Here is a 20954-nt window from a genome sequence, read left to right as displayed (position 1 = left end):
CGCCGTTACGACGCCAACGCATAAATATGGCACGTCTGATTCATTGCTAAGGCTGATCTTGGGGATCGGCTCGGACGCCAGCCTCGTGCAGCCAGCAGCTGCGACCACATCGGAGAACGATATGAAGACCCAGGTCATAGCACTTGGCGCCACGCTGTTGCTCGCGGCTCCTTTTGCCACTCCGGCCTTGGCCGACCCCACCGGCTTCATTTCGATTGGCGCCGGGCCGGCTGGCACGGAGATCGACACCGGAAGCGACACCTTCAACCTCGATGGCTATGCCCTTGAAGCGCTGCTCAGTGGCTCGATCATGCTCACCCCGGTGCTCGGCATCCAGGGCGACGTCCAGTTCACCTCGCGCACGCTCGACGACTCTGGCGACGACATCACGACGAACAGCTTTGATGGGGCACTGCACGGCTTTTACCGCGAGGCCGACAAGTTCCTCGTGGGTGGTTTCGTGCAGATCGGCCGCGACGACCTGAGCTACAACTCGGCGAGCGAAGGCACTATCGACCGCGCCTATGTCGGCGGCGAAGCCCAGGTGTACTTCGACAACCTGACACTGTACGGCCAGGCCGGCATGCAGCAGTTCGACCTCAGCAGCAACAGTCCCACGTCGATCGGCCTCAACGGCTGGTTCGCCAACGCCGAGGTGCGCTACTTCCTGACACCCAACCTGCGGATCGAAGCTCGCGCCGGCTTCAACACGCTGGATTTCGAGATCCTGTCGGCGACGTTTGACACCGTGACCATCGGCGCCGGTGTCGAATACAAGCTCGAGTCGCTCCCCATCTCGCTGTTCGCGAAATACGATTATTCGACTACCTCAGCCGAAGCACTGATGAGCGATGACGCCACGGTCGGCAATCACCGCTTCCTGGTGGGCGCTCGTTTCGCACTCGGCGAGGACTCGCTGCTCGATCGCGATCGCAGCGGTGCTTCGCTTCGTCCGGTGCAGGGCGGGAACGGTTTCCTCGAGACATTCAGCGGCTTTTGACCGCAACGCACGTCCGCTGCACCAAGGGCGCCCCACCGGGCGCCCATTCTTTTTGGCCAAGCTAACTGTCATCCACGGTTAACCTCTTCGTCGCCAAAGCGTTATGTCGGTGCGCTATTGTCCATGACCAGTTGATCCCTGATCCGGAGATCGGCCGGTGCGTGATATCGAACGGCTTCTCGTTGTCGCCAATGTCGTGGGGAGCCTCGCCCTGGGCGCCCGCCACGATGCAGCCTGGTTCCTGATCCCGCTGGCGGCCTTCGGGCTCTATGTGGTGCTGGCCGACCGGGCGCTGCGTCGCCGCATCGGGCCGCGGCACTGGCCGAGCGAGGGCTTTGCCCGCTTCACCTTCAACACCAACCTCTACTTCGCGGTGCGCCATATCGGCATCGGCGCGCTGCTGTTTGCGCTGTCGGGCACCCTCGCGGGTCTCGTCGGCCTCTGACCTCCGCTGTTGCCCTTGCTGCAATCCTTGCTATAGCAGCGGCACCTCTCCCTAGCAGCGGATGCGTCCCATGCCGGCTTTCAAGACCCTCGACGATTTCGACCTTTCGGGTAAGCGCGTGCTGGTGCGTGCCGACCTCAACGTGCCGGTCGCCGACGGCAAGGTGACGGACGCCACCCGCATCGAGCGGCTGGTGCCGACCATCCGCGAAATCATCAAGGTCGACGGCAAGGCCATCATCCTCAGCCATTTCGGCCGCCCCAAGGGCAAGGTCGACCCGGAATTCTCGCTCGAGCTGGTGGTGCCCGCCGTCGCCGACGAGACCGGCCACCCGGTGGGCTTCATCGCCACCGACTGGACCGATGTGACCAAGGCGAAGCAGGCGATCGACGAGGCCCCTCCAGGCTCGATCCTCGTGCTCGAGAACACCCGCTTCCATCCGGGCGAAGAAGACAACGATCCGGCGCTGGCCGCCCGCATGGCCGAGCTTGGCGACATCTTCGTCAACGATGCCTTCTCCGCCGCGCACCGCGCCCACGCCTCGACCGAGGCGATCGCTCACCTCTTGCCCTCGGCCGCCGGTCGCGCCATGGAGGCCGAACTGAAGGCGCTTGAGGCCGGCCTCGGCAACCCCGAACGCCCGGTGATCGCCATCGTCGGCGGCGCCAAGGTGTCGACCAAGCTCGACCTGCTGGGCAACCTGATCAAGAAGGTCGACGGGCTGGTGATCGGCGGCGCCATGGCCAACACCTTCCTCCATGCCGGGGGGCTCGGCGTCGGCAAGTCGCTGGCCGAAAAGGACCTGGCGGAAACGGCCAACGATATCCGCGACAAGGCGGAAGCGGCGCACTGCGCCATTATCCTGCCGATCGACGCCACCGTGGCCTGGCATTTCGAGGCCAACGCGCCACACCGCTTCTACGGTGTCGATTCGATGGATCCCGAGGGCATGATCCTCGACGTCGGCCCGGGCTCGATCGAGCGCATCAAAGGCGCCATCGATGAGGCTAAGACCATCGTCTGGAACGGCCCGCTCGGCGCCTTCGAGCTGCAGCCCTTCGACCACGGCACGGTCGAGATCGCGCAATATGTTGCGGCCCGCACCAAGGCCGGCAAGGTGGTTTCGGTGGCCGGCGGCGGCGACACCGTCTCCGCCCTCGCCCATGCCGGGGTGAAGGACCAGTTCACCTATGTCTCCACCGCCGGCGGCGCCTTCCTCGAATGGATGGAAGGCAAGCCCCTGCCCGGCGTCGAGGCGCTGAAGCGCTGATCCCCTCTTTCGTCTGATGACGAACGTCTAATACCTGAACGTCCAATCGAACTGCGCGGGCGGGTCTGGCATTGTGCCTCCATTGCACAAACGGAGACCCTCCCGCCCATGGCCTCGCTCAATGCAATCGCCAAAAAGCTCGTCGCCAGCGGCAAGGGCATCCTTGCCGCTGATGAATCCGAAGGCACCATCGCCAAGCGCTTTGCGCTGATCGGCCTGCCGGTGACGCTGGAAACTCGCCGCGACTATCGCGAGATGCTGTTCCGCTCCACCGACGCGATGACCCATTACATCTCGGGCGTCATCCTCACCGAGGAGACGCTGGAGCAGAAGGCCAAGGACGGCACGCCCTTCCGCGACCTGTTCGCCGCCACCGACGTGATCCCCGGCATCAAGGTCGACCGCGGCGCGCTGCCGATGCCTGGCAGCAAGGACGAAAAGATCACCGAGGGGCTCGATGGGCTGCGCCAGCGGCTCGCCCATTACGCCAAGCTCGGCGCCGGCTTCGCCAAGTGGCGCGGCGTCATCGCCATCACCTCCTACGCCCCCTCGCGCAACGGCATCCGCGCCAACGCCCACGCGCTGGCCCGCTACGCCATGTATTGCCAGGAAGCCGGCATCGTGCCGGTGGTCGAGCCCGAAGTTCTGGCCGATGGCGATCCGGGCGATCACTCGGTCCAGCGCTGCGAGGATGTCACCGGCGAGACGCTCGAGGCGGTATTCAAGGAACTGCGGCTCGCCGGCGTCGACCTCTCGGGCATGCTGCTCAAGCCCAACATGGTGACCCCCGGCCTCCGCTCGCGCGACCGTGTCAGCACTGAGGAAGTGGCGCAGCGCACCGTCGAAACGCTCCGCCGCTTCGTCCCCGCCGCCGTGCCGGGTATCGCCTTCCTCTCGGGCGGCCAGTCCGATGAAGAGGCGACGGCGCACCTGTCGGCGATGAACCAGCTTGGCGGCCTGCCCTGGGCTCTTACCTTCTCCTACGGCCGGGCGCTGCAGACGTCGGCGCTGGTGACCTGGAACGGCGAAGACCAGAACGTCAAAGCGGCGCAGCAGGCCTTCACCCACCGCGCCAAAATGAACGCCCTGGCGGCGCTCGGCCAGTACAAGCCCGAACTCGATCTCGCGGCCTGACCCCCGAGCATTCGCCGTGGAACGGTGAATGCCTCGACCTCCAGAACGAACTTCCCGACGACTGGGGCGCGTTCTACGCGCCCCTTTCTTTTGCGGGGACCGGGGCGCCTTGGCGCCCCTTTCTTTTGCAGCGAACCTGGCGCTGCGAACCCCGCTTTCTTTTCGGCTCGGTAACCCTTGCCCAGTTGCGGCCAGAATCCGGCTCCACATCGGCGATGGGGCCGCTATAACACCGCCATGTCAGCCGAAATCTTCCTTATCGCACCCACCGATACTCCATCCGACCAGCTCGTTGCGGCGCTGACCGCCACGCTGGAGCGCGACGATGTCGCCGCCCTGCTGCTGCCGCGCGGCAACCTGGCTGAGAACGCCTACAAGGATCTCGCCAAGCGCATCGTGCCGCTGGCGCAGGCCAGGGGCGCCGCGGTGCTGGTCGAGGGCGAACCCGGACTGGTGCGCCTGCTCGGCGCTGACGGCCTCCACGTCCCCGGTGGCATCGAGGCGGTGCGGGAAGCGATTGCGGCGCTGAAGCCGAAACTGATCGTCGGGGCCGGCGACATCCACTCGCGCGACGACGCCATGCTGAAAGGCGAGGCGGGGGTCGACTACATCCTATTTGGGCCGCTTTCCGGTTCCATATCCGCCGCGGAGCGCGAAATGGCGCAGTGGTGGGCTGAGACCATGGAGATCCCCAGCGTGCTGTCAGACCCTGAAGCCGGCCCCGCCAACTACGATGCCGGCGATTGCGAGTTCATCGGCCTGCCGCTGACGGTGTCGGAGCCGGCAAAATGATGCGCCGCCTGGGCTATGCGCTGCTGCTTGCCGGCCTGGCGCTGCCGGCGCTGGCGCAGGCCGGCCGCACCGATTTCGAGGACCTGCGTCCCAAGGACATGCAGTTCCCCGACAATCTGGGCATGGAAGACCTGCCGATCGGGCCGGTGCCCGAGGAGTTCCTGAACCAGCCGGCTCCCGACGCCCTGACCATCAGCGATTCCATCTTCGGCGAGCGGGTCGACCCGGCCTATGGCGCCTACCAGCGCGGCTACTTCCTCACCGCGCTCGACCTGGCGCTGCCGCGTGCCGAAAAGGGCGACGCGCACGCGCAGACGCTGATTGCCGAAATCTATGCCAAGGGCCTAGGCGTACCCGAGGATTTCGCCGCCGCTGCCAGTTGGTACGGCATGGCCAGCGCGCATGGCGATGCGCTCGCCACCTTCGAGCTCGGCATGCTGTACCAGCAGGGCAGCGGCGTCGCGAAGGATCGCAAACGGGCCGCCGAACTGTTCAAGACCGCGGCCGACGCGGGCAATATGCCGGCCAAGTACAATCTGGGGCTGCTGCATGTCGAAGGCGTCTATGCCGAGCCCAGCCTCACCAAGGCCGCCGAGCTGATCGGCGAAGCCGCCAATTCCGGCATTACCGAAGCCCGCTACGACTATGCCGGCATGCTGGCGGAAGGCGCTGGCATCGCCCCCGACGCCAAGGCCGCCGCCGAGCAGTTCCGGCTTGCCGCCGAGGACGGGCTGGCCGCGGCGCAGGTTGAGTACGCCACCATTCTCTATCTCGGCAAAGGCGTACCGGCGGATCGTGCGACAGCCGCCAGCTGGTATGCGCGCGCCGCCGATGGCGGCAACCCGGTGGCGCAGAACCGCTATGCCAAGCTGCTGGCTGCCGGCGAAGGCGTGACTGCCAATCTCGAGGACGCTGCCATGTACCGCGCGCTGGCGCGGCGACAGGGGCTGAAAGACCCGCAACTCGACAAGCTGCTGGCCACGATCAAGCCCGACCAGCTAACCCGCGCCGAGGAACGCGCCCGCTTCTGGCCGTCGCTGCCACCGACCAAGGTCGCGGCGAACACCACCCCGACGCCTGCGCCGACCGAGACGCCCTTGAACTGAACGGCGTTCTCGGGCACATAGCGGCCCTTCCCACGTTTCCAGTTTCTCGCGCGGAGTTTCCCCCATGCGCTCGGCGCTTCTCAACGTTATGGTCCAGGCCGCTACCAAAGCCGGCCGCTCGCTCGCCAAGGATTTCGGTGAGGTCGAGAACCTGCAGGTCTCCGTAAAGGGCCCGGCCGATTTCGTCTCCAACGCCGACAAACGCGCCGAAGAGATCGTCTTCAACGAGTTGCAGAAGGCCCGCCCGACCTACTCCTTCCTCGGCGAGGAAGGCACCGAGGTGAAGGGCAGCGACGGCCAGCACCGCTGGATCGTCGACCCGCTGGACGGCACCACCAATTTCCTCCACGGTATTCCGATGTTCGCCTGCGCCATCGCGCTCGAGCGCAACAACGAGATCGTCGCTTCGGTGATCTACAACCCGGCGATGGAAGAGCTGTTCACCGCCGAAAAGGGCGGCGGTGCCTGGCTGAATGATCGCAAGCGCCTGCGCGTCGCCAACCGCAAGCACCTGGCCGACGCCGTCGTCGTCACCGGCATCAACTCGCGCGGCCGCGCCCTCGACCTGCTGCAGCTGAAGCAACTGGCGCACGTCGTGCCCGCCGTCTCCGGCATCCGCCGCACCGGCTCGGCCTCGACCGATCTGGCCTGGCTCGCTGCCGGCCGCTTCGACGGCTACTGGGAAGCCGGCCTCGCCCCCTGGGACGTGGCGCCAGGCTTGCTGATGCTGCGCGAAGCCGGCGGCACCATGACGGATTACGCCGGCACCACCGGCTCTGTCTGGAACGGCCAGGTCATCGCCGGCAACGAGACGATCCAGAGCCAGCTGCTGAAGATCGTCAAGGCCGTCAACTGAGCCACGGCGGGGCCGCAGCCCCGTCACCCTCCAGTCGCATTGTCGGGATTTCATGGGGTTAACCCGCATGGCGGGTTGCCGACCGTTGCGCGGATTCGCCGAAGCGCACTATTGTCAGGCCGATTTCATGAGCATGGGGCCGCGACATGTCGCAAACTTACGACCCGTATCGCCTGGCGAGCCCCGCGGTCTATCTGGTCAAGATCGTCATCTTCCTGGTGCTGGTGGCGCTGGTCGCCGCCATCCTCGCCAACCAGCTGCTGATCTTCTTCTGGGCCAACCCCTTCATCAACTCGCTGATTCTGCTGACGCTTTTCATCGGTATCATCCTGAGTTTCCGCCAGGTGATCCGGCTGTTCCCCGAAATCAACTGGGTCAACGCGCTGCAGGAAGGCCGCATGCCGGCGGTGCAGCCGCGCTTGCTGGCTCCGGTGGCAAACCTGTTGCGCGATCGGCTTGGCGAGGCGGTGATCACTCCCTCCTCGATGCGCTCGATCCTTGATTCCGTCGGCAATCGCCTCGATGAAGCCAAGGACACCTCGCGCTACCTGACCGGCCTCCTGGTTTTTCTCGGCCTGCTCGGCACCTTTTACGGCCTGCTCGAGACCGTCACCCACGTCGCCTCGACCATCCAGGCGCTCGACGCCACGGCCGGCGATACCGCGACGCTGTTCTCGAACCTCAAGGAAGGCCTCGCCGCCCCGCTCGGCGGCATGGGCACCGCTTTCTCCGCCTCGCTGCTCGGCCTTTCCGGCTCGCTGATCCTCGGCTTCCTGGACCTGCAGGCGAGCCAGGCGCAGAACGCCTTCTACACCGACCTCGAGGACTGGATGACCTCGATGACCGAGCTCGACCACCCCGTCACCCAGATGCAGGCCACCGGCCTCGGCGTCTCCGGCGATGAAATGTCGGCGATGCTGGCGCAGTTCGGCTCGACCCTGCAGAACTCCGGCTCGTCGCAGAATGCCATCCGCGCCATGGCCGAGCTGGCCCGCGGCATCGATGGGCTGGTCAAGCACATCAAGGCCGAACAGGAAGACCTGCGCGGCCATATCATCCAGCAGGGCGAGACCAACAAGAAGCTCCGCGAACTGATGGAAGCTATGCTGCGCGAGGGTGAATCCGACCGGCGGCCGAACTGATGGCGAGTTCCACCCGCTCTCGCCGCTCACAGGTCACCAATTACTGGCCGGGCTTCGTCGACGCCCTGTCGAGCCTATTGCTCGTCATCATTTTCCTGCTCTCGCTGTTCATGCTGAGCCAGTTCTTCCTCGGCCAGGAGATCAGCGGCAAGGACACGGCGATGAGCCGGCTCAACGCCCAGATCGCCGAACTGACCGAATTGCTGCAGCTCGAGAAGGTGAACTCGAGCGACCTGGAATCGACCATCGCCACGCTCTCGGCGACACTGACCTCGGCCACCACCGAGCGTGACCAGATGGCGGCGCAACTGGCCGGCCTCGGCGCCGGCGGCGACGGCAAGGACGCTACCATCGCCCAGCTCGAGTCCGATCTCACCGCCCAGCAGGACCTGTCACGCGAGGCGGCGGCGCAGGTGGCGCTGCTCAACCAGCAGCTCGCGGCGCTCCGCACCCAGCTCGCCGCACTGGAACAGGCGCTGCAGGCCTCCGAGGCCACCGACACCGAGAACCGTACGCAGATCGCCGATCTCGGCCGCCGGCTCAACCTGGCGCTGGCGCAGCGCGTGCAGGATCTGAGCCGTTACCGCTCGGATTTCTTCGGCAAGCTGCGTCAGGTGCTGGAAGGCCGGGCCGATGTACGCGTGGTGGGCGACCGCTTCGTGTTCCAGTCCGAGGTGCTGTTCGATGCCGGCGAGGCGGCCATCTCGCCCGAAGGCCAGACCGAACTGGCCAAGCTCGGCGCTGCCATCAAGGAGCTGCAGACGCAGATCCCAGCCGACGTGAACTGGGTGCTGCGTATCGACGGGCACACCGACAAGCGGCCGATCAACACGCCCGAATTCCCCTCGAACTGGGAGCTCTCGGCAGCCCGCGCCATTTCAGTGGCGAAGTACCTGATCACCCAGGGCGTCCCGGCCAATCGGCTGGTCCCCGCCGGCTTCGGCGAGTTCTCGCCCATCGATCCCGGCGACAGCGACGAAGCCTACCGCCGCAACCGCCGCATCGAGTTCAAGCTAACCGAATAGGCCGCGCCCAGCTCGGCGCCGCTTTCGCAGCATAGTCGGCAAATGTCCGCGCCGGCCGACCGGTAAGGCGCGGGACCGTATCGCTGATCGCCGAGCCCAATCCGTCTCGGATCGCCAACTGGTTGCCGACGACGATCGCCGCGTAGTCCGGCGCCAACCCCGCCCCTACCAGGATGTGCGTGAACTCTTCACCGGTGATCTTCCGGTGCGCGATGTCCCGTCCGGCGGCCTGCCCAATGATCGCGGCCGCATCGGCAAAACTCATCGCCTCGGGCCCCGTCACATCATAGATCTTGCCGCCGTGCCCCTCGTCGAGCAGCGCGGGTGCCGCCACTGCGGCGATATCCTCAGCATCGACGAACCCGACGGCGCCGTCGCCGGTGGCGGTCGCGATCATGTCAGCCCCGAGGATGCCGGGAAGAAAGAAATCCTCGGAGAAATTCTGGTTGAAGCCCGATGGCCTGAGGATGGTCCATTCGAGGCCAGAAGCTATGACTTGCTGTTCGAGCTCATAGCGTCCCGTTCCCGGTCCTTCGTTGGGAAACGCCACCCCCATCGACGTCACGGCGACGATCCGCCCGACGCCCGCCCGAACGGCAGCGGCGAGAAACGGCCCGGTGTGCCCCGTCGGGTCCACCACAAGCTCCGGCGGCGTCAGATAGACGGCGTCGATGCCGGCCAGGGCTGCCTCATAGGTCTGAGGCTTGTCCCAATCGAAATAGGCCGTACCGGCCATACCGCGGCGGCTCGCAGCCCGAACCTTTACCTCCCGCTCCCTCAGCAACGGGACGAGACGGCGACCGGATTTGCCGGTGGCACCGAGAACCAGAACAGAGCGTGTCATTTGCAGCTTTCCTTGACCTTGACTGCGCCATGACATACGGCTCACGGCCGATCTCTTCGATGGGTGAAACACTCGATATCATGTTCGAACGTCTCGATTCCCGTGCCGATGTGCTGAGCGAGGTGCTGGATGCGGTGCAGTTGGGCAGCGTCCTCTCCTCACGCAACGAGTTGCGCGCGCCGTGGGCCCTGCATGCCGGACAAACCAGCCACCGGGCCGGTTTCCATGTGGTGGTCCGCGGCCATTGCTGGGCCCGCGTCGATGGCAGTGACACCCCGGTCGCCTTGGGCCCCGGCGACATCGTGCTGTTCCCGCACGGCTCCGGCCACACGCTGGGTGATACACCACAGACGCCTGCCGTCGAGTTCGAGAGCCTCCTCGCCGGTCTCGCTCCAGGCGAGGCGATCGAATTCCCTGATGGCACTGACGGCGAAACCACCGTGCTGCTCTGCGGCTCCTATTCCTTCTCCGCTGCAGGGACCAATCCCCTGCTGCGCGGCCTGCCCAGCCTCGTCCACCTCACCGGCAAGCAGACCCACGGGACCGGTCTTGAGGCCGCCATTTCGCTCCTCGCCGCTGAAGCGGAAAGCCGGGGTTCGGGTACGGCGATGGTCGTCGACCGGCTGGTCGACCTGATCTTCGTCTATACGCTTCGCACCTGGCTCGAAGAGCAGCGCCGCTCGCAGTCGTCCACCTGGTTCGGTGCGCTGCAGAATCCGCAGGTCGCGCCGGCATTGCGCGCCATCCACGATGATCCGGCGCACCCCTGGACCGTCGCCACGCTGGCCACGAGGGCAAAGCTGTCACGCGCCGTGTTCGCCCGGCGCTTTGCCGAGGCGGTTGGCGAAGCGCCGCTCAGCTATGTCACGCGCTGGCGGATGACGGTCGCGGCGGGCCTGCTCGAGCAGGGACACCGTATCGCCGCCGTGGCGCCGCGCGTGGGCTATGAGAATGAGTTCGCCTTCGCCAAGGCCTTCAAGCGTGTGCGCAACATCGCGCCCGGCCAGCTGCGCGCCGCCAATCGCAACACGCTGCCGCGCCAAAGCGGCTGACGACTCGGCCACTTCGCGTTCAAGCTCACCGAATAGCGTCGATTGACAGCACCGGCCGCTTCGAGCATAAGCGCCGCCTTAGCTTTGGGCGAGGTCCGAAGCGTTGCGCAACAGGGACTCCCCCCATGCCTGCCTATCGATATACCAAGGGCAGGCTGGGCATGAGTGAGCCCAAGGCGCTGTAAACGCCCCGCTTGAGCTGTGGGAGTGCAAATTCTCCCCCTGCCCACCAAATCTGGTTATTCCGCCACTTCGCGCTGCAGCTCGGCGCGGAACTGCAGCTTGGCCAGTTCGGCGTACTTGCCGCCCTTGCGCACCAGCTGGTCGTGCGTGCCCTGATCGATCAGGCGGCCCTTTTCCAGCACCAGGATGCGGTCGGCGTCGCGGATGGTGGCGAGGCGGTGGGCGATCACCAGCGTCGTGCGGCCAGTCATCAGACGCTCCAGCGCCAGCTGCACCAGCCGCTCGCTCTCGGCATCGAGCGCTGACGTCGCCTCGTCCAGCAACAGGATCGGCGCGTCCTTGAGCAAGGCCCGCGCGATCGCCAGCCGCTGCTTCTGGCCGCCCGACAGCATCACCCCGCGCTCACCCACGATCGAATCGTAGCCATTGCTGAGCTCGGCGACATAGTCGTGCACCAGTGCCGCCTTGGCGGCCGCCTCGATCTCGGCGAACGTCGCTTCCGGCCGGCCGAAGCGGATATTGTCGGCGATGGTGCCGGCAAAGATCGTCGGCTCCTGCTCGACATAGGCAAAGCGGCGGCGGAGCTGCTCGGGTTCGACGTCACGCACATCGATGCCGTCAACCAGGATACGCCCGGCGGTGACATCGTAGAAGCGCTGCACCAGTGCGAACAGCGTCGACTTGCCGGCCCCCGAGGCGCCGACCAGCGCCACCGTCTCGCCATGCGCGATCGCAAAGCTCATGCCGGAGATCACCGCTTCGCTGTCGCGGGTCTCGTAGGCGAAGTCGACATCGTCGAAAGCGACAGTGCCCAGCGGCGGCACCGGCAGGGCCTGCGGGTTTGCCGGCGGCTTGATTGCCGGCTCGGTGTCGAGGATCTCGACCAGCCGTTCGGTGGCGCCCGAAACCGTGTGCAACAGGCCCATGATCTCGGAGAGGTTGGTCAGCGCATTGCTGGCCATCAGCGCGTAGATCATGAACTGGGCCAGCTCGCCGACAGTGACGACGCCGGTGAACACCGCGTTGGCGCCCCACCAGACCAATACCACCAGCGCCGAAGTGGAAAGGAACAGCAGCCCGCCGAGCAGCGCGGCGCGCGCCCCCACGCGGCTGACTTCCGCCTCGAACGATTCCTCGGCGCGCGAGCCGTAGAGCCGCGACTGCTCGGGCTCCTGCACAAAGCTCTTGATGGTCTTGCTGGCGCCCAGCGCCTCGGTCGCCATCGCCGACATGTCGGCCAGCGCATCCTGGGTGCGGCGCGACATCCGCCGCAACCGCCGGGCATACAGCATCACCGGGATCAGGATCGCCGGCCCGACGATGACGATGGTGAGCGCCAGGTAAGGGCTGGTGAGGAACATCAGCGTCACCGCGCCGATCAGCGTCACCGCGCCGCGCAGCATGATCGAAAGGCTGGTGCCGATGGCGCCGCGGATCGTCGCCACGTCGCCGTTGAGCCGCGAGGTGAGCTCGCCCACCCGGTGCAGGTCGAAGAACGCCGAATCGAGGGTCAACAGGTGATCGAACACCTTGCGGCGCAGGTCCGTGAGCACGCGCTCGCCGAGCACCGAAATGAAGTAGAAGCGCCCGGCGCTTGCCAGCGCCATCACCAGCGCCACGCCGATGGCGATCATGCCATACTGGCCGACCATCGACAGGTTCTGCTCGACGAAGCCCTTGTCGATGATCTTGCCGGCCAGCGCCGGGATCACCAGCGACGACAGGGTCGAGACCAGCAGGAAACCGATGGTGAAGGTCAGGCGCCACGGATAGCGCAGCACGAACGGCATCAGCCGGCGGATCGGCTTGATGTCCCGCTGGCCGGTCTTCAGGGCCTCGCCCTTGCTGCCGAGCCTGCCGGTCGGGGCCGCTCCGGTGGTGCTGCGCGTGGTGCTTTTCAAAGTGCCCTCGATATAGGCAGGCAGCGCTCGCGCCGCAACCGAATTGCCAGCCCCGCGACAACACGCGGCTTCCCCTTGCGCTAGTGCGGGATTTTCTCTATGAACCCGGCCAATCCGTATTAATCGTTTCGTCCGGGCGCCGTGGCGCCCGTTTGATTTGAGGCAGCGCCATGAAGAACGACATCCATCCCGACTACCACATGATCACCGTGGCGATGACCAACGGCACGACCTACCAGACCCGTTCGACCTACGGCAAGGAAGGCGACACGCTGCAGCTCGACATCGACCCGACCACGCACCCGGCCTGGACTGGCGTGCAGGGCAACCTGATGGACCGCGGTGGCCGCGTCACCCGCTTCAAGGACAAGTTCAAGGGCCTCGGCTTCTAAGCCTGACGGCACCGACGACTACAAAAGCCCGGCCATTGCGCCGGGCTTTTGTTTGAAGGCTGCCTGGACAGTGCAGTCGGGATCCCTCTCCCGCTTGCGGGGGAGGGCACGCCGACTGCGCTAGCGGTGTACCGGGAAGCGGAACCGGATAGGGACGCTTCAGCATCCGCCAGCGTGCGGGCCACGACTATGCTCAAACCCGGTTCGTCTCATACGCCGTGATCGACGGATCGATCTCAGCCCAATCGACGCGTGAGCGCGTCCAGGCCTGGCGGTTGGGTTTGACGACGCTGGGATCATCGAGGCTGCCGGCCTTGATGAACACCACCTCAGGGTGGAGCGGCGGCAAAGTGTAGAGCGGCGAGCCGCAATCGCCGCAGAAGCAGCGCGCCACCGGCCGGCCGCTGTCACCCTGTTTGACGAAGCTCCTGGGCATCCCCTTGCTGACGCTGAAGCCAGCGGCAGCGACCCGCACGCTGACGCCGAAGGCACTGCCCGAGACCCGGCGGCAATCCTCGCAGTGGCAATAGCCAGCGGCGCCGACCTCACCCTGGTAGGTGTAACGAACGGCGCCGCAGAGGCACCCACCCGTCAATGTCTCGGTCATTATCCCACCTCGGTCAGATCGACCGATGGTAAGGGCTGGCGCCCTATTCCTTCAAGCGGCCAAACGCTGCCTTGAGACGCGCCAGCTGGTCGGCAATGCCGCCTTCGGCGCTCGGGGCATATTCCGGCACGCCGCCGCGCTCGAGCTTGTCGAACTGCTGCACCCGGTCGAACAGCCGGTCGCCCTTGGCGATGAACTCCAGGAGCCGCTGCGGCAGCTCGCCATAGCCCGGGCCGCCGCGATCGCTCGGGGTGGCGGAGAAGCGGACCTTCTCCTTTTCGGTGCGGGCGTTCTCGGCGGTGAGTTCGCCTTCGTTCACGGCGCGCTGCAGCAGCAGCCATGAGGCGAGCTGCATCAGCCTGGTGGTAAGGCGCATGCTCTCGGAAGCGTAGAGGAACGAGGCTTCGCGCGGCAGGCCGCGGCTCTCGGCGCGGCCATCGCCATCGAGATAAGAGGCGACCTCCTCGATCAGCACCATGCCCTCGCGATAGAGCATGTCGAACCCACCCGACGCGACGATGCGCGGCCCGATGGCCACCGGCTTCTGCTTCTGCCTGCTGTCGTCCACGCGTTGCTGCCCGGGTAACGGAAAATTGCGACCGGCCCCTGCTGCCGGATACCCCGTTGTGCGCCCGCCTCCCTTGCCGTTGGCTTAACGCGCCAATGGGAACCGGACAAAAGAAAAGAGCCGTCGAAACGGCTCTCGAAAGTTAACAGGGAGGCGTCAAACAGAGGGAGAAACCACTCTGCAAAATCCAGAGAACTGGATAGGATTTAAGTTAACGGCGATGTGTTAATTTGAGGTTAACGAGACTCGCTTTCTTAACCTTGCCATTCCGTCACCAGCGCGGTGCCCGGCGGCGCCTCACAGTTTGAACAGCGATTCCGCCTCTGAGCGGGTCTTGTTGCGCGCCGCGATCGCCTGCTCCAGGCGAGCGATCTCGGCCTTCAACAGACCGATCCGCTCCTCGAGCTCCTCGACCGACATCGTGTCGATCAGCATGCCGACCTCGTGTCCCCTCGGTTTTTTGACTGCGTCGTCGTCGAACATGATCTTCTCCCGGCTTGGGTTTTCCGAATTTTAGCCCTCCTGCCGGAGCGTGCAACCCTGACTCCCCCAGGGCGTCAACTCGACGTCCCCAGGGTGTCGCCTCTGACGTCCCCCGGACGATTAGCCGATTGCCAGCGTGCGCCGCATGGTCCTAGCTATGCTCATGCCGATCCCCGCCGAAATGACCGCGATCTCCATCACCCAGTTCGGTGGCCCCGAGGTACTGCAGCCGGTGCGCTTGCCGGTGCCGCAACCGGGCCCCGGCGAAGTGCTAATCCGTGTTGCGGCCGCTGGTCTCAATGCGCCCGATCTCGGCCAGCGCCGCGGCACCTACAACCCACCGCCCGATGCCTCACCCCTGCCCGGCCTCGAAGTCGGCGGTGAGATCGCGGCCATCGGCCGGGGCGTGCGCGGCTGGTCGCTCGGCGACCAGGTGGTGGCGCTGACCCATGGCGGCGGCTATGCCGAATATGTCGCGGTCCCATCCGGGCAGGTGCTGCCGGTTCCCACCGGCTGGTCGATGCTCGCTGGCGCCGCCCTGCCCGAGACCTTCTTCACCATCGAGCAGACGCTGGTGATGCGGGCAGGTGTCACCGCCGGCATGCAGGTGCTGATCCACGGCGCCGCCGGTGGTATTGGTGGGGCCGCCATCCAGATCGCCCGGCTGCACGGCGCCCACCCGATCGCCATCGTTTCGGACCCTGAGAAGGCGGCCTATGCCCGCGCGCTCGGCGCCATCGAGACCATCGACCGCTCGAACGAGGATTTCGTCGCCCGGACGCTGTCGATCACCGGCGGCAAAGGCGCCGACCGCATCGTCGATATCGTCGGCGGCGATGCGCTGGAAAAGAACATCCGCGCCGCGGCCCGCTTCGGCCATATCGTCATCGTCTCGACGCTGGCCGGTCCGAAATCCGAGATCAATGCCAGCCTGATCCTGATGAAGCAGCTGACGCTCTCGGGCTCGACCCTGAGACCACAGAGCCGCGAGGTGAAGGCGGCGATCGCCCGGAGCCTCGCAAAATCGGCCTGGCCGGCGCTGGCCGATGGCCGCATGGTCCGCCCGCGGATCCGGGCTGTGCCGCTCGCCGAGGCTGCGCGTGGTCATGTCGAACTGGAGCAACCCGGCAATTACGGCAAGCTGATCCTCGTCACGCCATGGGGCGAGACTGCTGATGATAGCGACAATCCGATTGAATCGGCCTGAACCCGCGGGTATATAGGCGCATTATTCCCCCTCAGGATGAACCACGAGGCGGGGCGGACCGGAAGAACCCGGCCGCGCCTCAAGGAGAGATTTATCATGGCCACGCCCCTACTGATGCCCAAGGCAACCGCCGTCTGGCTGGTCGACAACACCGCGCTCTCGTTCGAGCAGATCGCCGCCTTTTGCGGGTTGCACCCGCTTGAAGTGCAGGGCGTCGCCGACGGCGACGTGGCCAGCGGCATCATGGGCGTCAACCCGTTGCAGAACGGCCAGTTGACCCGCGAGGAGATCGAGAAGGCCGAGGCCGACCCGAGCTACCGCATGAAGATCTCGGACCCCAAGGTCCGCGTCGCCGCGCCCAAGCGCAAAGGTCCGCGCTACACGCCGATCTCGCGCCGCAACGAGCGCCCGAACGCCATCAAGTGGCTGCTGCGCAACCACCCCGAGATGAAGGACGCGCAGATCATGCGCCTCGTCGGCACCACCAAGTCGACCATCGACGCGGTGCGTGAGGGCACCCACTGGAACAATGCCAACATCACCCCGATGGACCCGGTGACGCTCGGTCTTGCCAGCCAGATCGACCTCGATCTGGAAGTGAGCCGTGCCTCGAAGGGCGCTGCCCCGGGCGATATCGCCGAACAGGGCACCATGCTGCTGACCGCAGAGGAAGCGCTGGCTGGCGCCCATGGCCGTGCCGGCATGGACCATGCCGAGGACGACGAGCATACCGAACGCCGCCCCGAGCGCGAGGAAGAGCTGGACGCCGACTCGGTGTTCGCCAAGCTGAAGTCGCTGAAGGGCGATTCCGAAGAGTAAGAGCTAAGGCGCGGGCAGCAGAGATGGAAATAAACCTGCTGCTCGCGATTTTCGTTCTCCTTGCCGCAACGGTATTGCTCGTCCCGCTGTTCAAGTGGGCCGGGCTCGGCACCATCCTCGGCTACCTCGCCGCCGGTGTGCTGATCGGCCCCTATGGGCTGGCGCTGGTCTCCGACACCGACCTCATTCACCAGATTGCCGAATTCGGCATCGTCATGATGCTGTTCCTGATCGGCCTCGAGGTCGATGGCAGCGAACTCTGGCGCATGCGCAACAAGGTGTTCGGCCTCGGCCTGACCCAGATGGCGGCGACCACCGTCGTCGTCGCGATCCTGGCCCGGCTGATCGGCTTCGTCTGGGCCGATGCCGTGGTGGTGGGCCTGGCGCTGGCGATGAGTTCCACCGCCATCGCCATGCAGTCGGTCGACCAGCGCAACATCACCAAGACCGACACCGGCCGCGCCTCGCTGGCGATCCTCCTGGTGCAGGACGTGGCGGTAATCCCCATCCTCGCCATCATCCCGCTGCTCACCGCCATGGGCGGCTCGCCCATCGAGGCGATCGGCGAGAATGTGATCGAAGCAGTCGACAACCCGATCGACTGGTGGATCGCCCTGGTGGTGGTCGGCGCCTTTGCCGCGGCGCTGCTCGGCTCGCGCTTCGTCATCCGGCCGCTGATGAGCTGGCTGGCGCGCACCCGCGTGCCCGAGGCGTTTACCGCCTTCGCGCTGGCGCTGGTGATCGGCGCCGCGCTGGTCACCGAAAGCTTCGGGCTGTCGCCGGCGCTGGGCGCGTTCTTCGGCGGCGTGCTCTTGGCCGACAGCGAGTACCGGCACGAGCTCGAGAGCAACCTGCAGCCGTTCAAGGGCCTGCTGCTCGGGCTGTTCTTCATCACCGTGGGCATGTCGATCGCCTTCAGCGTCGTGATCGAGAACCCGCTGCTGGTGCTGGCACTGGTGGTGGCGCTGATCAGCCTCAAGATGCTGGTGCTGTTCGTCCTCGCCACCTTCTTCAAGATGCACGTCGCCGAGCGGCTGTTGCTCGCGGTGCTGCTCAGCCAGGCCGGCGAGTTCGCCTTCGTCATCCTGCAGTTCGCCCGTACCGCCGGGAACCTCTCGGGTCCGGAGGTCGAACTCCTGACCGTGGTGGTGGCGCTCTCGATGGCGACGACGCCGTTCCTGATCTTCCTCTACGACCGGCTGTGGGCGCCGCGTCTCAACCGCAATGGCAGCGACGAAACCGAGCTGCCGCCCGGTCCCGACGTGCCCAACCCGCATGACCGGGTGATCGTCCTCGGCTACGGCCGCTTCGGCCAGATCGTCACGCGGCTGCTGCGCGCCCAGGGCTTCGAGATGACGCTGATCGACGACGATCCGGCGCAGATCGAGCTGGTCAAGCGCTTCGGCGTCAAGGTGTTCTATGGGGATGGCGGGCGCCTCGAGATTCTGCGCGCCGCAGGCGCCGACAAGGCCAGGATGATCGTCATCGCCGTGGCCGGCGGTGAGCGCATCCTCGGCATCGCCGAGCTGATCCGCCGCAACTATCCCGACGTCATCGTCGCCGCCCGTGCCGTCGACCGCTCGCATGCCCACGACCTGATGGCGCTCGGCGTACAGGTGATCGAGCGCGAGACCTTCCGCGCCGCCATCAAGCTGGGCGAGGACGCGCTGCTGGCGCTCGGTCGCGACAAGGCGGAGGCCCACCGGGTGGCCGAGGCGTTCGAGCAGCACGACACCCGCATGCTGCACGAAAGCTACGCCGTGCGGCACGACCAGGCCGCCTATATCGGCTTTGTCCGCCGCTCCACCGAAATGCTCGATGCGGTGATGAAGGCGGATCGAGAACAACAGCCGGAACCGGGGCATTCTGCTGAAGGCGATATTGACAACAAGGCGCCGCGGGCCTCCGAGTAGCGCCTGTCTGTCTTCCCACCGGTCGCCCCCTTTCCCCATGCCCGATCTCTATTTCTGGACCGTCGCAGTCCTCGCGGTCTTCATTGTCGCCCTGAGCAAATCCGGGCTGGTAGGGAGTCTCGGGCTGGTCGGGGTGCCACTCCTCAGCCTGGTGATGCCGGCGCGCGACGCCGCGGGGATGATGCTGCCCCTGCTGCTGGTCATGGACGCCATTGCCGTCTGGACCTACCGCAAGGATGCCGACTGGCGCATCCTCAAGATCATGCTGCCCGGCGCCTTCGTGGGGACCGTTGTCGGCTGGGTGCTGTGGAGCTTTGTCTCCGACGCCATGGTGCTGCTGTTCGTCGGTATCCTGACGCTGCTGTTCATCCTCGATGCGCTGCTGCCGCTGCGCAAGAAGCTCGAGGGGCTGCCGCCGTCAAAACCCTGGGGCATGTTCTGGGGCGGCGCGGCCGGCTTCACCAGCTTCATCAGCCACACCGGTGGGCCGCCCTTCCAGATCTATGTGCTGCCGCAGAAGCTGACGCCGGTGATCTTTTCAGGCACCACTGCCTTCTTCTTCGCCATCGTCAACACCGCCAAGCTGGTCCCCTACTTCTTCCTCGGCCAGCTCAACGTCGCCAATCTGGAACGGGCCGCGATACTCGCCCCACTCGCCATTGCCGGGGTGATCATCGGCGTCTGGCTGGTGCGGCGCATTTCAGTGAAGCGGTTTTACCAGCTTACGTATTGGTTGGTGTTCCTGCTGTCGCTGAAGCTGATCTATGATGGCGCCGTCGGGGTGTTCTTCACCAGCTCCGCTGCCTAACGCATCCCACCATTTCGGTGAGATGCTCTCAGTCTTTGACTTGGTCGCGTTTTCGAATCGGAAGGGCCTGTGATCCCCGCCTTCGCGAGACGGGCTTTTCCTGACCTCCAGGGTGCAACAAGAGCAAGAACATGAGCATCGACTATCGCCTCGACCATATCGCGCTCCTGGTTCGCGACCTCGACGAGACGGCGAAATTCCTCACCGAGGTGCTGCAGATCCGCGAAGTGCCCGACCCGATGGGCGGCACCCATATCCGCTGGTTCGAGTTCGGCAACAGCCAGCGCTTCCATATCCAGGCGGGCGACATCAGCCGCACCCATGTGGAAAAGCGCACGCACTTCGCGCTCTCCGCTCCGGATTTCGAGGCAGTGCTCGAGCATCTGCGGGCGCTGGGCACGCCGTTCTCCGACATGCAGGGCAACCCCGGCGCGGTGAACACCCGCCCCGACGGCATGCGAGCTGTGTTCGTAGAGGACCCCAACGGCTACTGGTTCGAGATCAACGATTTCAGGTGAGCGTCCACCCCGGAGCGCCGGTGGTTGTGGACCCCCACCCCTGTCCCCTCCCCGCAAGGGGGAGGGAGACCCTCACTCTGATATCGGGGCTGTCGTCTCCCTCCCCCTTGCGGGGAGGGATCAAGGGTGGGGGTCCACAGCCACCGGCGGCAGCGTAGCGCAGCGCAGCTGGGTGGGGTGGCCCCGCGCTCCAGACCCCCATGAAAAAAGGCCGCGGCGCTTGCCGTGGCCCTCACAACTGCATGGGATTCTGTTTGTTTCCTCAGGCCTCGCTGAGCATTCGCGTCAGCTCGTCCTTGATCTCCAGTTTCTTCCGCTTCAGTGCCGCGACGTACAAGTCATCGTGGCTGGGGTGGCTCATTTCATCCTCGATCTTCCGGTCCAATTCCCGGTGACGCCGCTCGAGCGATTCGACGTGGCCTTCAGTCGTCATGACAACTCCTCTCCAGCTTTTCGACGCAGTGATCGTCACAAAAATTTCACGCGCTGTCGATGTGCAAGACTGCAACACATCGCCGCTGGTGCAAAATCAGGTGCAAATCTCCGACCGATCGGCTAACCCTTTTCGCACGGGCATTTCGCCTCGCTGAGGGACCTCGTCAACCGCTGCGATGCTGCCGCTCACCAAGGAACAAGAAGCCGCGCTGGGTCTGGAACTGGCTGCAAAACGCCAGGAACATGCCGACCTCGACGCCGCCATTCACACCCTCTCATCGTCCGGCTACTCCGACCAGATGCTGATTCAGCGCATGAAGAAGCGCAAGCTCACCCTGAAGGATCGGATCGTGCAGCTCGAGAACATCCTGCTGCCCGACATCATCGCCTGACGGCAGGGCGCCTCCGGAAACCAAGCAGCCGCTTCCCGTCTGAGCGCCGCATCAAAGACCTG

23 protein-coding genes are annotated in these 20954 nt (G+C 65.6%); 17 read left to right on the top strand and 6 right to left on the bottom strand.

Annotated features, from left to right (window positions below):
* Positions 1-121: 121 nt before the first annotated feature.
* From ASC89_RS16260 to ASC89_RS16220, 9 genes are all read left to right on the top strand, one after another.
* Positions 122-1000 (top strand): outer membrane beta-barrel protein, encoded by an 879-nt coding sequence (locus tag ASC89_RS16260; RefSeq protein WP_055999603.1) that lies wholly within the window; start codon positions 122-124, stop codon positions 998-1000.
* Positions 1001-1157: 157 nt separating this feature from the next.
* Positions 1158-1445, top strand: a complete 288-nt coding sequence (locus ASC89_RS16255; protein WP_055883102.1) for a hypothetical protein — start codon at positions 1158-1160, stop codon at positions 1443-1445.
* A gap of 70 nt (positions 1446-1515) precedes the next feature.
* Positions 1516-2715, top strand: a complete 1200-nt coding sequence (locus ASC89_RS16250; RefSeq protein ID WP_055883100.1) for a phosphoglycerate kinase — start codon at positions 1516-1518, stop codon at positions 2713-2715.
* Positions 2716-2823: 108 nt separating this feature from the next.
* Positions 2824-3849, top strand: a complete 1026-nt coding sequence (locus ASC89_RS16245) for a class I fructose-bisphosphate aldolase (protein ID WP_055883098.1) — start codon at positions 2824-2826, stop codon at positions 3847-3849.
* A 237-nt stretch (positions 3850-4086) separates the two neighbouring features.
* Positions 4087-4641: a thiamine phosphate synthase gene (locus ASC89_RS16240; protein WP_055999600.1), complete on the top strand. Its 555-nt coding sequence runs from the start codon at positions 4087-4089 to the stop codon at positions 4639-4641.
* Positions 4638-5747, top strand: coding sequence for a tetratricopeptide repeat protein (locus ASC89_RS16235; RefSeq protein ID WP_055999597.1), 1110 nt, complete (start codon positions 4638-4640; stop codon positions 5745-5747). Before ASC89_RS16240 ends, ASC89_RS16235 begins: the two co-directional genes overlap by 4 nt.
* A gap of 64 nt (positions 5748-5811) precedes the next feature.
* Positions 5812-6603, top strand: coding sequence for an inositol monophosphatase family protein (locus ASC89_RS16230; RefSeq protein WP_055883092.1), 792 nt, complete (start codon positions 5812-5814; stop codon positions 6601-6603).
* Positions 6604-6749: 146 nt separating this feature from the next.
* Positions 6750-7745 (top strand): hypothetical protein, encoded by a 996-nt coding sequence (locus ASC89_RS16225; protein WP_055883090.1) that lies wholly within the window; start codon positions 6750-6752, stop codon positions 7743-7745.
* Positions 7745-8770, top strand: coding sequence for a peptidoglycan -binding protein (locus ASC89_RS16220; RefSeq protein WP_055883088.1), 1026 nt, complete (start codon positions 7745-7747; stop codon positions 8768-8770). The genes ASC89_RS16225 and ASC89_RS16220 overlap by 1 nt, the downstream gene beginning before the upstream one ends.
* On the opposite strand, the gene ASC89_RS16215 is transcribed toward ASC89_RS16220, so the two are convergent.
* On the bottom strand, positions 8754-9614 hold the full coding sequence (locus tag ASC89_RS16215; protein ID WP_055999594.1) for an NAD(P)H-binding protein: 861 nt from the start codon (positions 9612-9614) through the stop codon (positions 8754-8756). The genes ASC89_RS16220 and ASC89_RS16215 overlap by 17 nt on opposite strands.
* 59 nt (positions 9615-9673) lie before the next feature.
* Between ASC89_RS16215 and ASC89_RS16210 the strand changes: the two genes are divergently transcribed.
* Positions 9674-10666, top strand: coding sequence for an AraC family transcriptional regulator (locus ASC89_RS16210; RefSeq protein WP_055999591.1), 993 nt, complete (start codon positions 9674-9676; stop codon positions 10664-10666).
* A 239-nt stretch (positions 10667-10905) separates the two neighbouring features.
* Here ASC89_RS16210 and ASC89_RS16205 read toward each other — a convergent pair whose 3' ends face one another.
* Positions 10906-12750, bottom strand: coding sequence for an ABC transporter transmembrane domain-containing protein (locus tag ASC89_RS16205; protein WP_244488481.1), 1845 nt, complete (start codon positions 12748-12750; stop codon positions 10906-10908).
* A gap of 170 nt (positions 12751-12920) precedes the next feature.
* Between ASC89_RS16205 and rpmE the strand changes: the two genes are divergently transcribed.
* Entirely contained in the window at positions 12921-13142 is a 222-nt protein-coding gene (rpmE, locus tag ASC89_RS16200; RefSeq protein ID WP_055046196.1) for a 50S ribosomal protein L31, read from the top strand.
* 193 nt (positions 13143-13335) lie between these two features.
* Here the strand turns inward: rpmE and ASC89_RS16195 are convergent, their stop codons facing one another.
* The 3 genes from ASC89_RS16195 to ASC89_RS16185 form a co-directional block, all read right to left on the bottom strand.
* Positions 13336-13749 carry a GFA family protein gene (locus tag ASC89_RS16195; RefSeq protein WP_055883081.1) on the bottom strand — a complete coding sequence of 138 codons (414 nt, stop codon included), beginning with the start codon at positions 13747-13749 and terminating at the stop codon, positions 13336-13338.
* Positions 13750-13792: 43 nt separating this feature from the next.
* A complete protein-coding gene (locus tag ASC89_RS16190) occupies positions 13793-14317 on the bottom strand; it encodes a DUF1465 family protein (RefSeq protein ID WP_082528312.1) in 525 nt (174 codons plus the stop codon).
* Between the two features lie 297 nt (positions 14318-14614).
* Positions 14615-14800, bottom strand: coding sequence for a DUF1192 domain-containing protein (locus tag ASC89_RS16185; protein WP_055883079.1), 186 nt, complete (start codon positions 14798-14800; stop codon positions 14615-14617).
* A gap of 157 nt (positions 14801-14957) precedes the next feature.
* Here ASC89_RS16185 and ASC89_RS16180 point away from each other — a divergent pair, with 157 nt between their 5' ends.
* From ASC89_RS16180 to ASC89_RS16160, 5 genes are all read left to right on the top strand, one after another.
* Positions 14958-16007, top strand: a complete 1050-nt coding sequence (locus ASC89_RS16180) for an NAD(P)H-quinone oxidoreductase (RefSeq protein ID WP_197421313.1) — start codon at positions 14958-14960, stop codon at positions 16005-16007.
* Between the two features lie 96 nt (positions 16008-16103).
* The gene (locus tag ASC89_RS16175; RefSeq protein ID WP_055999584.1) at positions 16104-16826 is read left to right on the top strand and encodes a DUF1013 domain-containing protein; all 723 of its coding nucleotides are present in this window, start codon (positions 16104-16106) and stop codon (positions 16824-16826) included.
* A gap of 23 nt (positions 16827-16849) precedes the next feature.
* Entirely contained in the window at positions 16850-18739 is a 1890-nt protein-coding gene (locus ASC89_RS16170) for a monovalent cation:proton antiporter-2 (CPA2) family protein (protein ID WP_055999581.1), read from the top strand.
* 37 nt (positions 18740-18776) lie between these two features.
* The gene (locus tag ASC89_RS16165) at positions 18777-19547 is read left to right on the top strand and encodes a sulfite exporter TauE/SafE family protein (RefSeq protein ID WP_055999578.1); all 771 of its coding nucleotides are present in this window, start codon (positions 18777-18779) and stop codon (positions 19545-19547) included.
* A 131-nt stretch (positions 19548-19678) separates the two neighbouring features.
* Positions 19679-20065, top strand: a complete 387-nt coding sequence (locus tag ASC89_RS16160) for a VOC family protein (protein ID WP_055999575.1) — start codon at positions 19679-19681, stop codon at positions 20063-20065.
* Positions 20066-20327: 262 nt separating this feature from the next.
* On the opposite strand, the gene ASC89_RS28190 is transcribed toward ASC89_RS16160, so the two are convergent.
* Positions 20328-20498: a YdcH family protein gene (locus ASC89_RS28190; protein ID WP_069909386.1), complete on the bottom strand. Its 171-nt coding sequence runs from the start codon at positions 20496-20498 to the stop codon at positions 20328-20330.
* Between the two features lie 178 nt (positions 20499-20676).
* Between ASC89_RS28190 and ASC89_RS16155 the strand changes: the two genes are divergently transcribed.
* Positions 20677-20892 carry a YdcH family protein gene (locus ASC89_RS16155; protein ID WP_055883069.1) on the top strand — a complete coding sequence of 72 codons (216 nt, stop codon included), beginning with the start codon at positions 20677-20679 and terminating at the stop codon, positions 20890-20892.
* The last annotated feature ends 62 nt before the right edge of the window (positions 20893-20954 follow it).

Source organism: Devosia sp. Root413D1 (genome assembly GCF_001425235.1).
Classification (GTDB): Bacteria; Pseudomonadota; Alphaproteobacteria; order Rhizobiales; family Devosiaceae; genus Devosia_A.
This window is presented reverse-complemented; position numbering and strand designations above follow the sequence as displayed.

Excerpts from the sequence above, each read along its gene's own strand:
- ASC89_RS16230 (WP_055883092.1), top strand. The coding sequence starts at position 5,812 with ATGCGCTCGGCGCTTCTCAACGTTATGGTCCAGGCCGCTACCAAAGCC.
- ASC89_RS16240 (WP_055999600.1), top strand. The coding sequence starts at position 4,087 with ATGTCAGCCGAAATCTTCCTTATCGCACCCACCGATACTCCATCCGAC.
- ASC89_RS16165 (WP_055999578.1), top strand. The coding sequence starts at position 18,777 with ATGCCCGATCTCTATTTCTGGACCGTCGCAGTCCTCGCGGTCTTCATT.
- ASC89_RS16245 (WP_055883098.1), top strand. The coding sequence starts at position 2,824 with ATGGCCTCGCTCAATGCAATCGCCAAAAAGCTCGTCGCCAGCGGCAAG.
- ASC89_RS16155 (WP_055883069.1), top strand. The coding sequence starts at position 20,677 with ATGCTGCCGCTCACCAAGGAACAAGAAGCCGCGCTGGGTCTGGAACTG.
- ASC89_RS16185 (WP_055883079.1), bottom strand. The coding sequence starts at position 14,800 with ATGTTCGACGACGACGCAGTCAAAAAACCGAGGGGACACGAGGTCGGC.
- ASC89_RS16250 (WP_055883100.1), top strand. The coding sequence starts at position 1,516 with ATGCCGGCTTTCAAGACCCTCGACGATTTCGACCTTTCGGGTAAGCGC.
- ASC89_RS16215 (WP_055999594.1), bottom strand. The coding sequence starts at position 9,614 with ATGACACGCTCTGTTCTGGTTCTCGGTGCCACCGGCAAATCCGGTCGC.
- ASC89_RS16170 (WP_055999581.1), top strand. The coding sequence starts at position 16,850 with ATGGAAATAAACCTGCTGCTCGCGATTTTCGTTCTCCTTGCCGCAACG.
- ASC89_RS28190 (WP_069909386.1), bottom strand. The coding sequence starts at position 20,498 with ATGACGACTGAAGGCCACGTCGAATCGCTCGAGCGGCGTCACCGGGAA.
- ASC89_RS16210 (WP_055999591.1), top strand. The coding sequence starts at position 9,674 with ATGGGTGAAACACTCGATATCATGTTCGAACGTCTCGATTCCCGTGCC.
- ASC89_RS16180 (WP_197421313.1), top strand. The coding sequence starts at position 14,958 with ATGCTCATGCCGATCCCCGCCGAAATGACCGCGATCTCCATCACCCAG.
- ASC89_RS16220 (WP_055883088.1), top strand. The coding sequence starts at position 7,745 with ATGGCGAGTTCCACCCGCTCTCGCCGCTCACAGGTCACCAATTACTGG.
- ASC89_RS16195 (WP_055883081.1), bottom strand. The coding sequence starts at position 13,749 with ATGACCGAGACATTGACGGGTGGGTGCCTCTGCGGCGCCGTTCGTTAC.
- ASC89_RS16175 (WP_055999584.1), top strand. The coding sequence starts at position 16,104 with ATGGCCACGCCCCTACTGATGCCCAAGGCAACCGCCGTCTGGCTGGTC.
- ASC89_RS16225 (WP_055883090.1), top strand. The coding sequence starts at position 6,750 with ATGTCGCAAACTTACGACCCGTATCGCCTGGCGAGCCCCGCGGTCTAT.
- ASC89_RS16260 (WP_055999603.1), top strand. The coding sequence starts at position 122 with ATGAAGACCCAGGTCATAGCACTTGGCGCCACGCTGTTGCTCGCGGCT.
- ASC89_RS16160 (WP_055999575.1), top strand. The coding sequence starts at position 19,679 with ATGAGCATCGACTATCGCCTCGACCATATCGCGCTCCTGGTTCGCGAC.
- ASC89_RS16235 (WP_055999597.1), top strand. The coding sequence starts at position 4,638 with ATGATGCGCCGCCTGGGCTATGCGCTGCTGCTTGCCGGCCTGGCGCTG.
- rpmE (WP_055046196.1), top strand. The coding sequence starts at position 12,921 with ATGAAGAACGACATCCATCCCGACTACCACATGATCACCGTGGCGATG.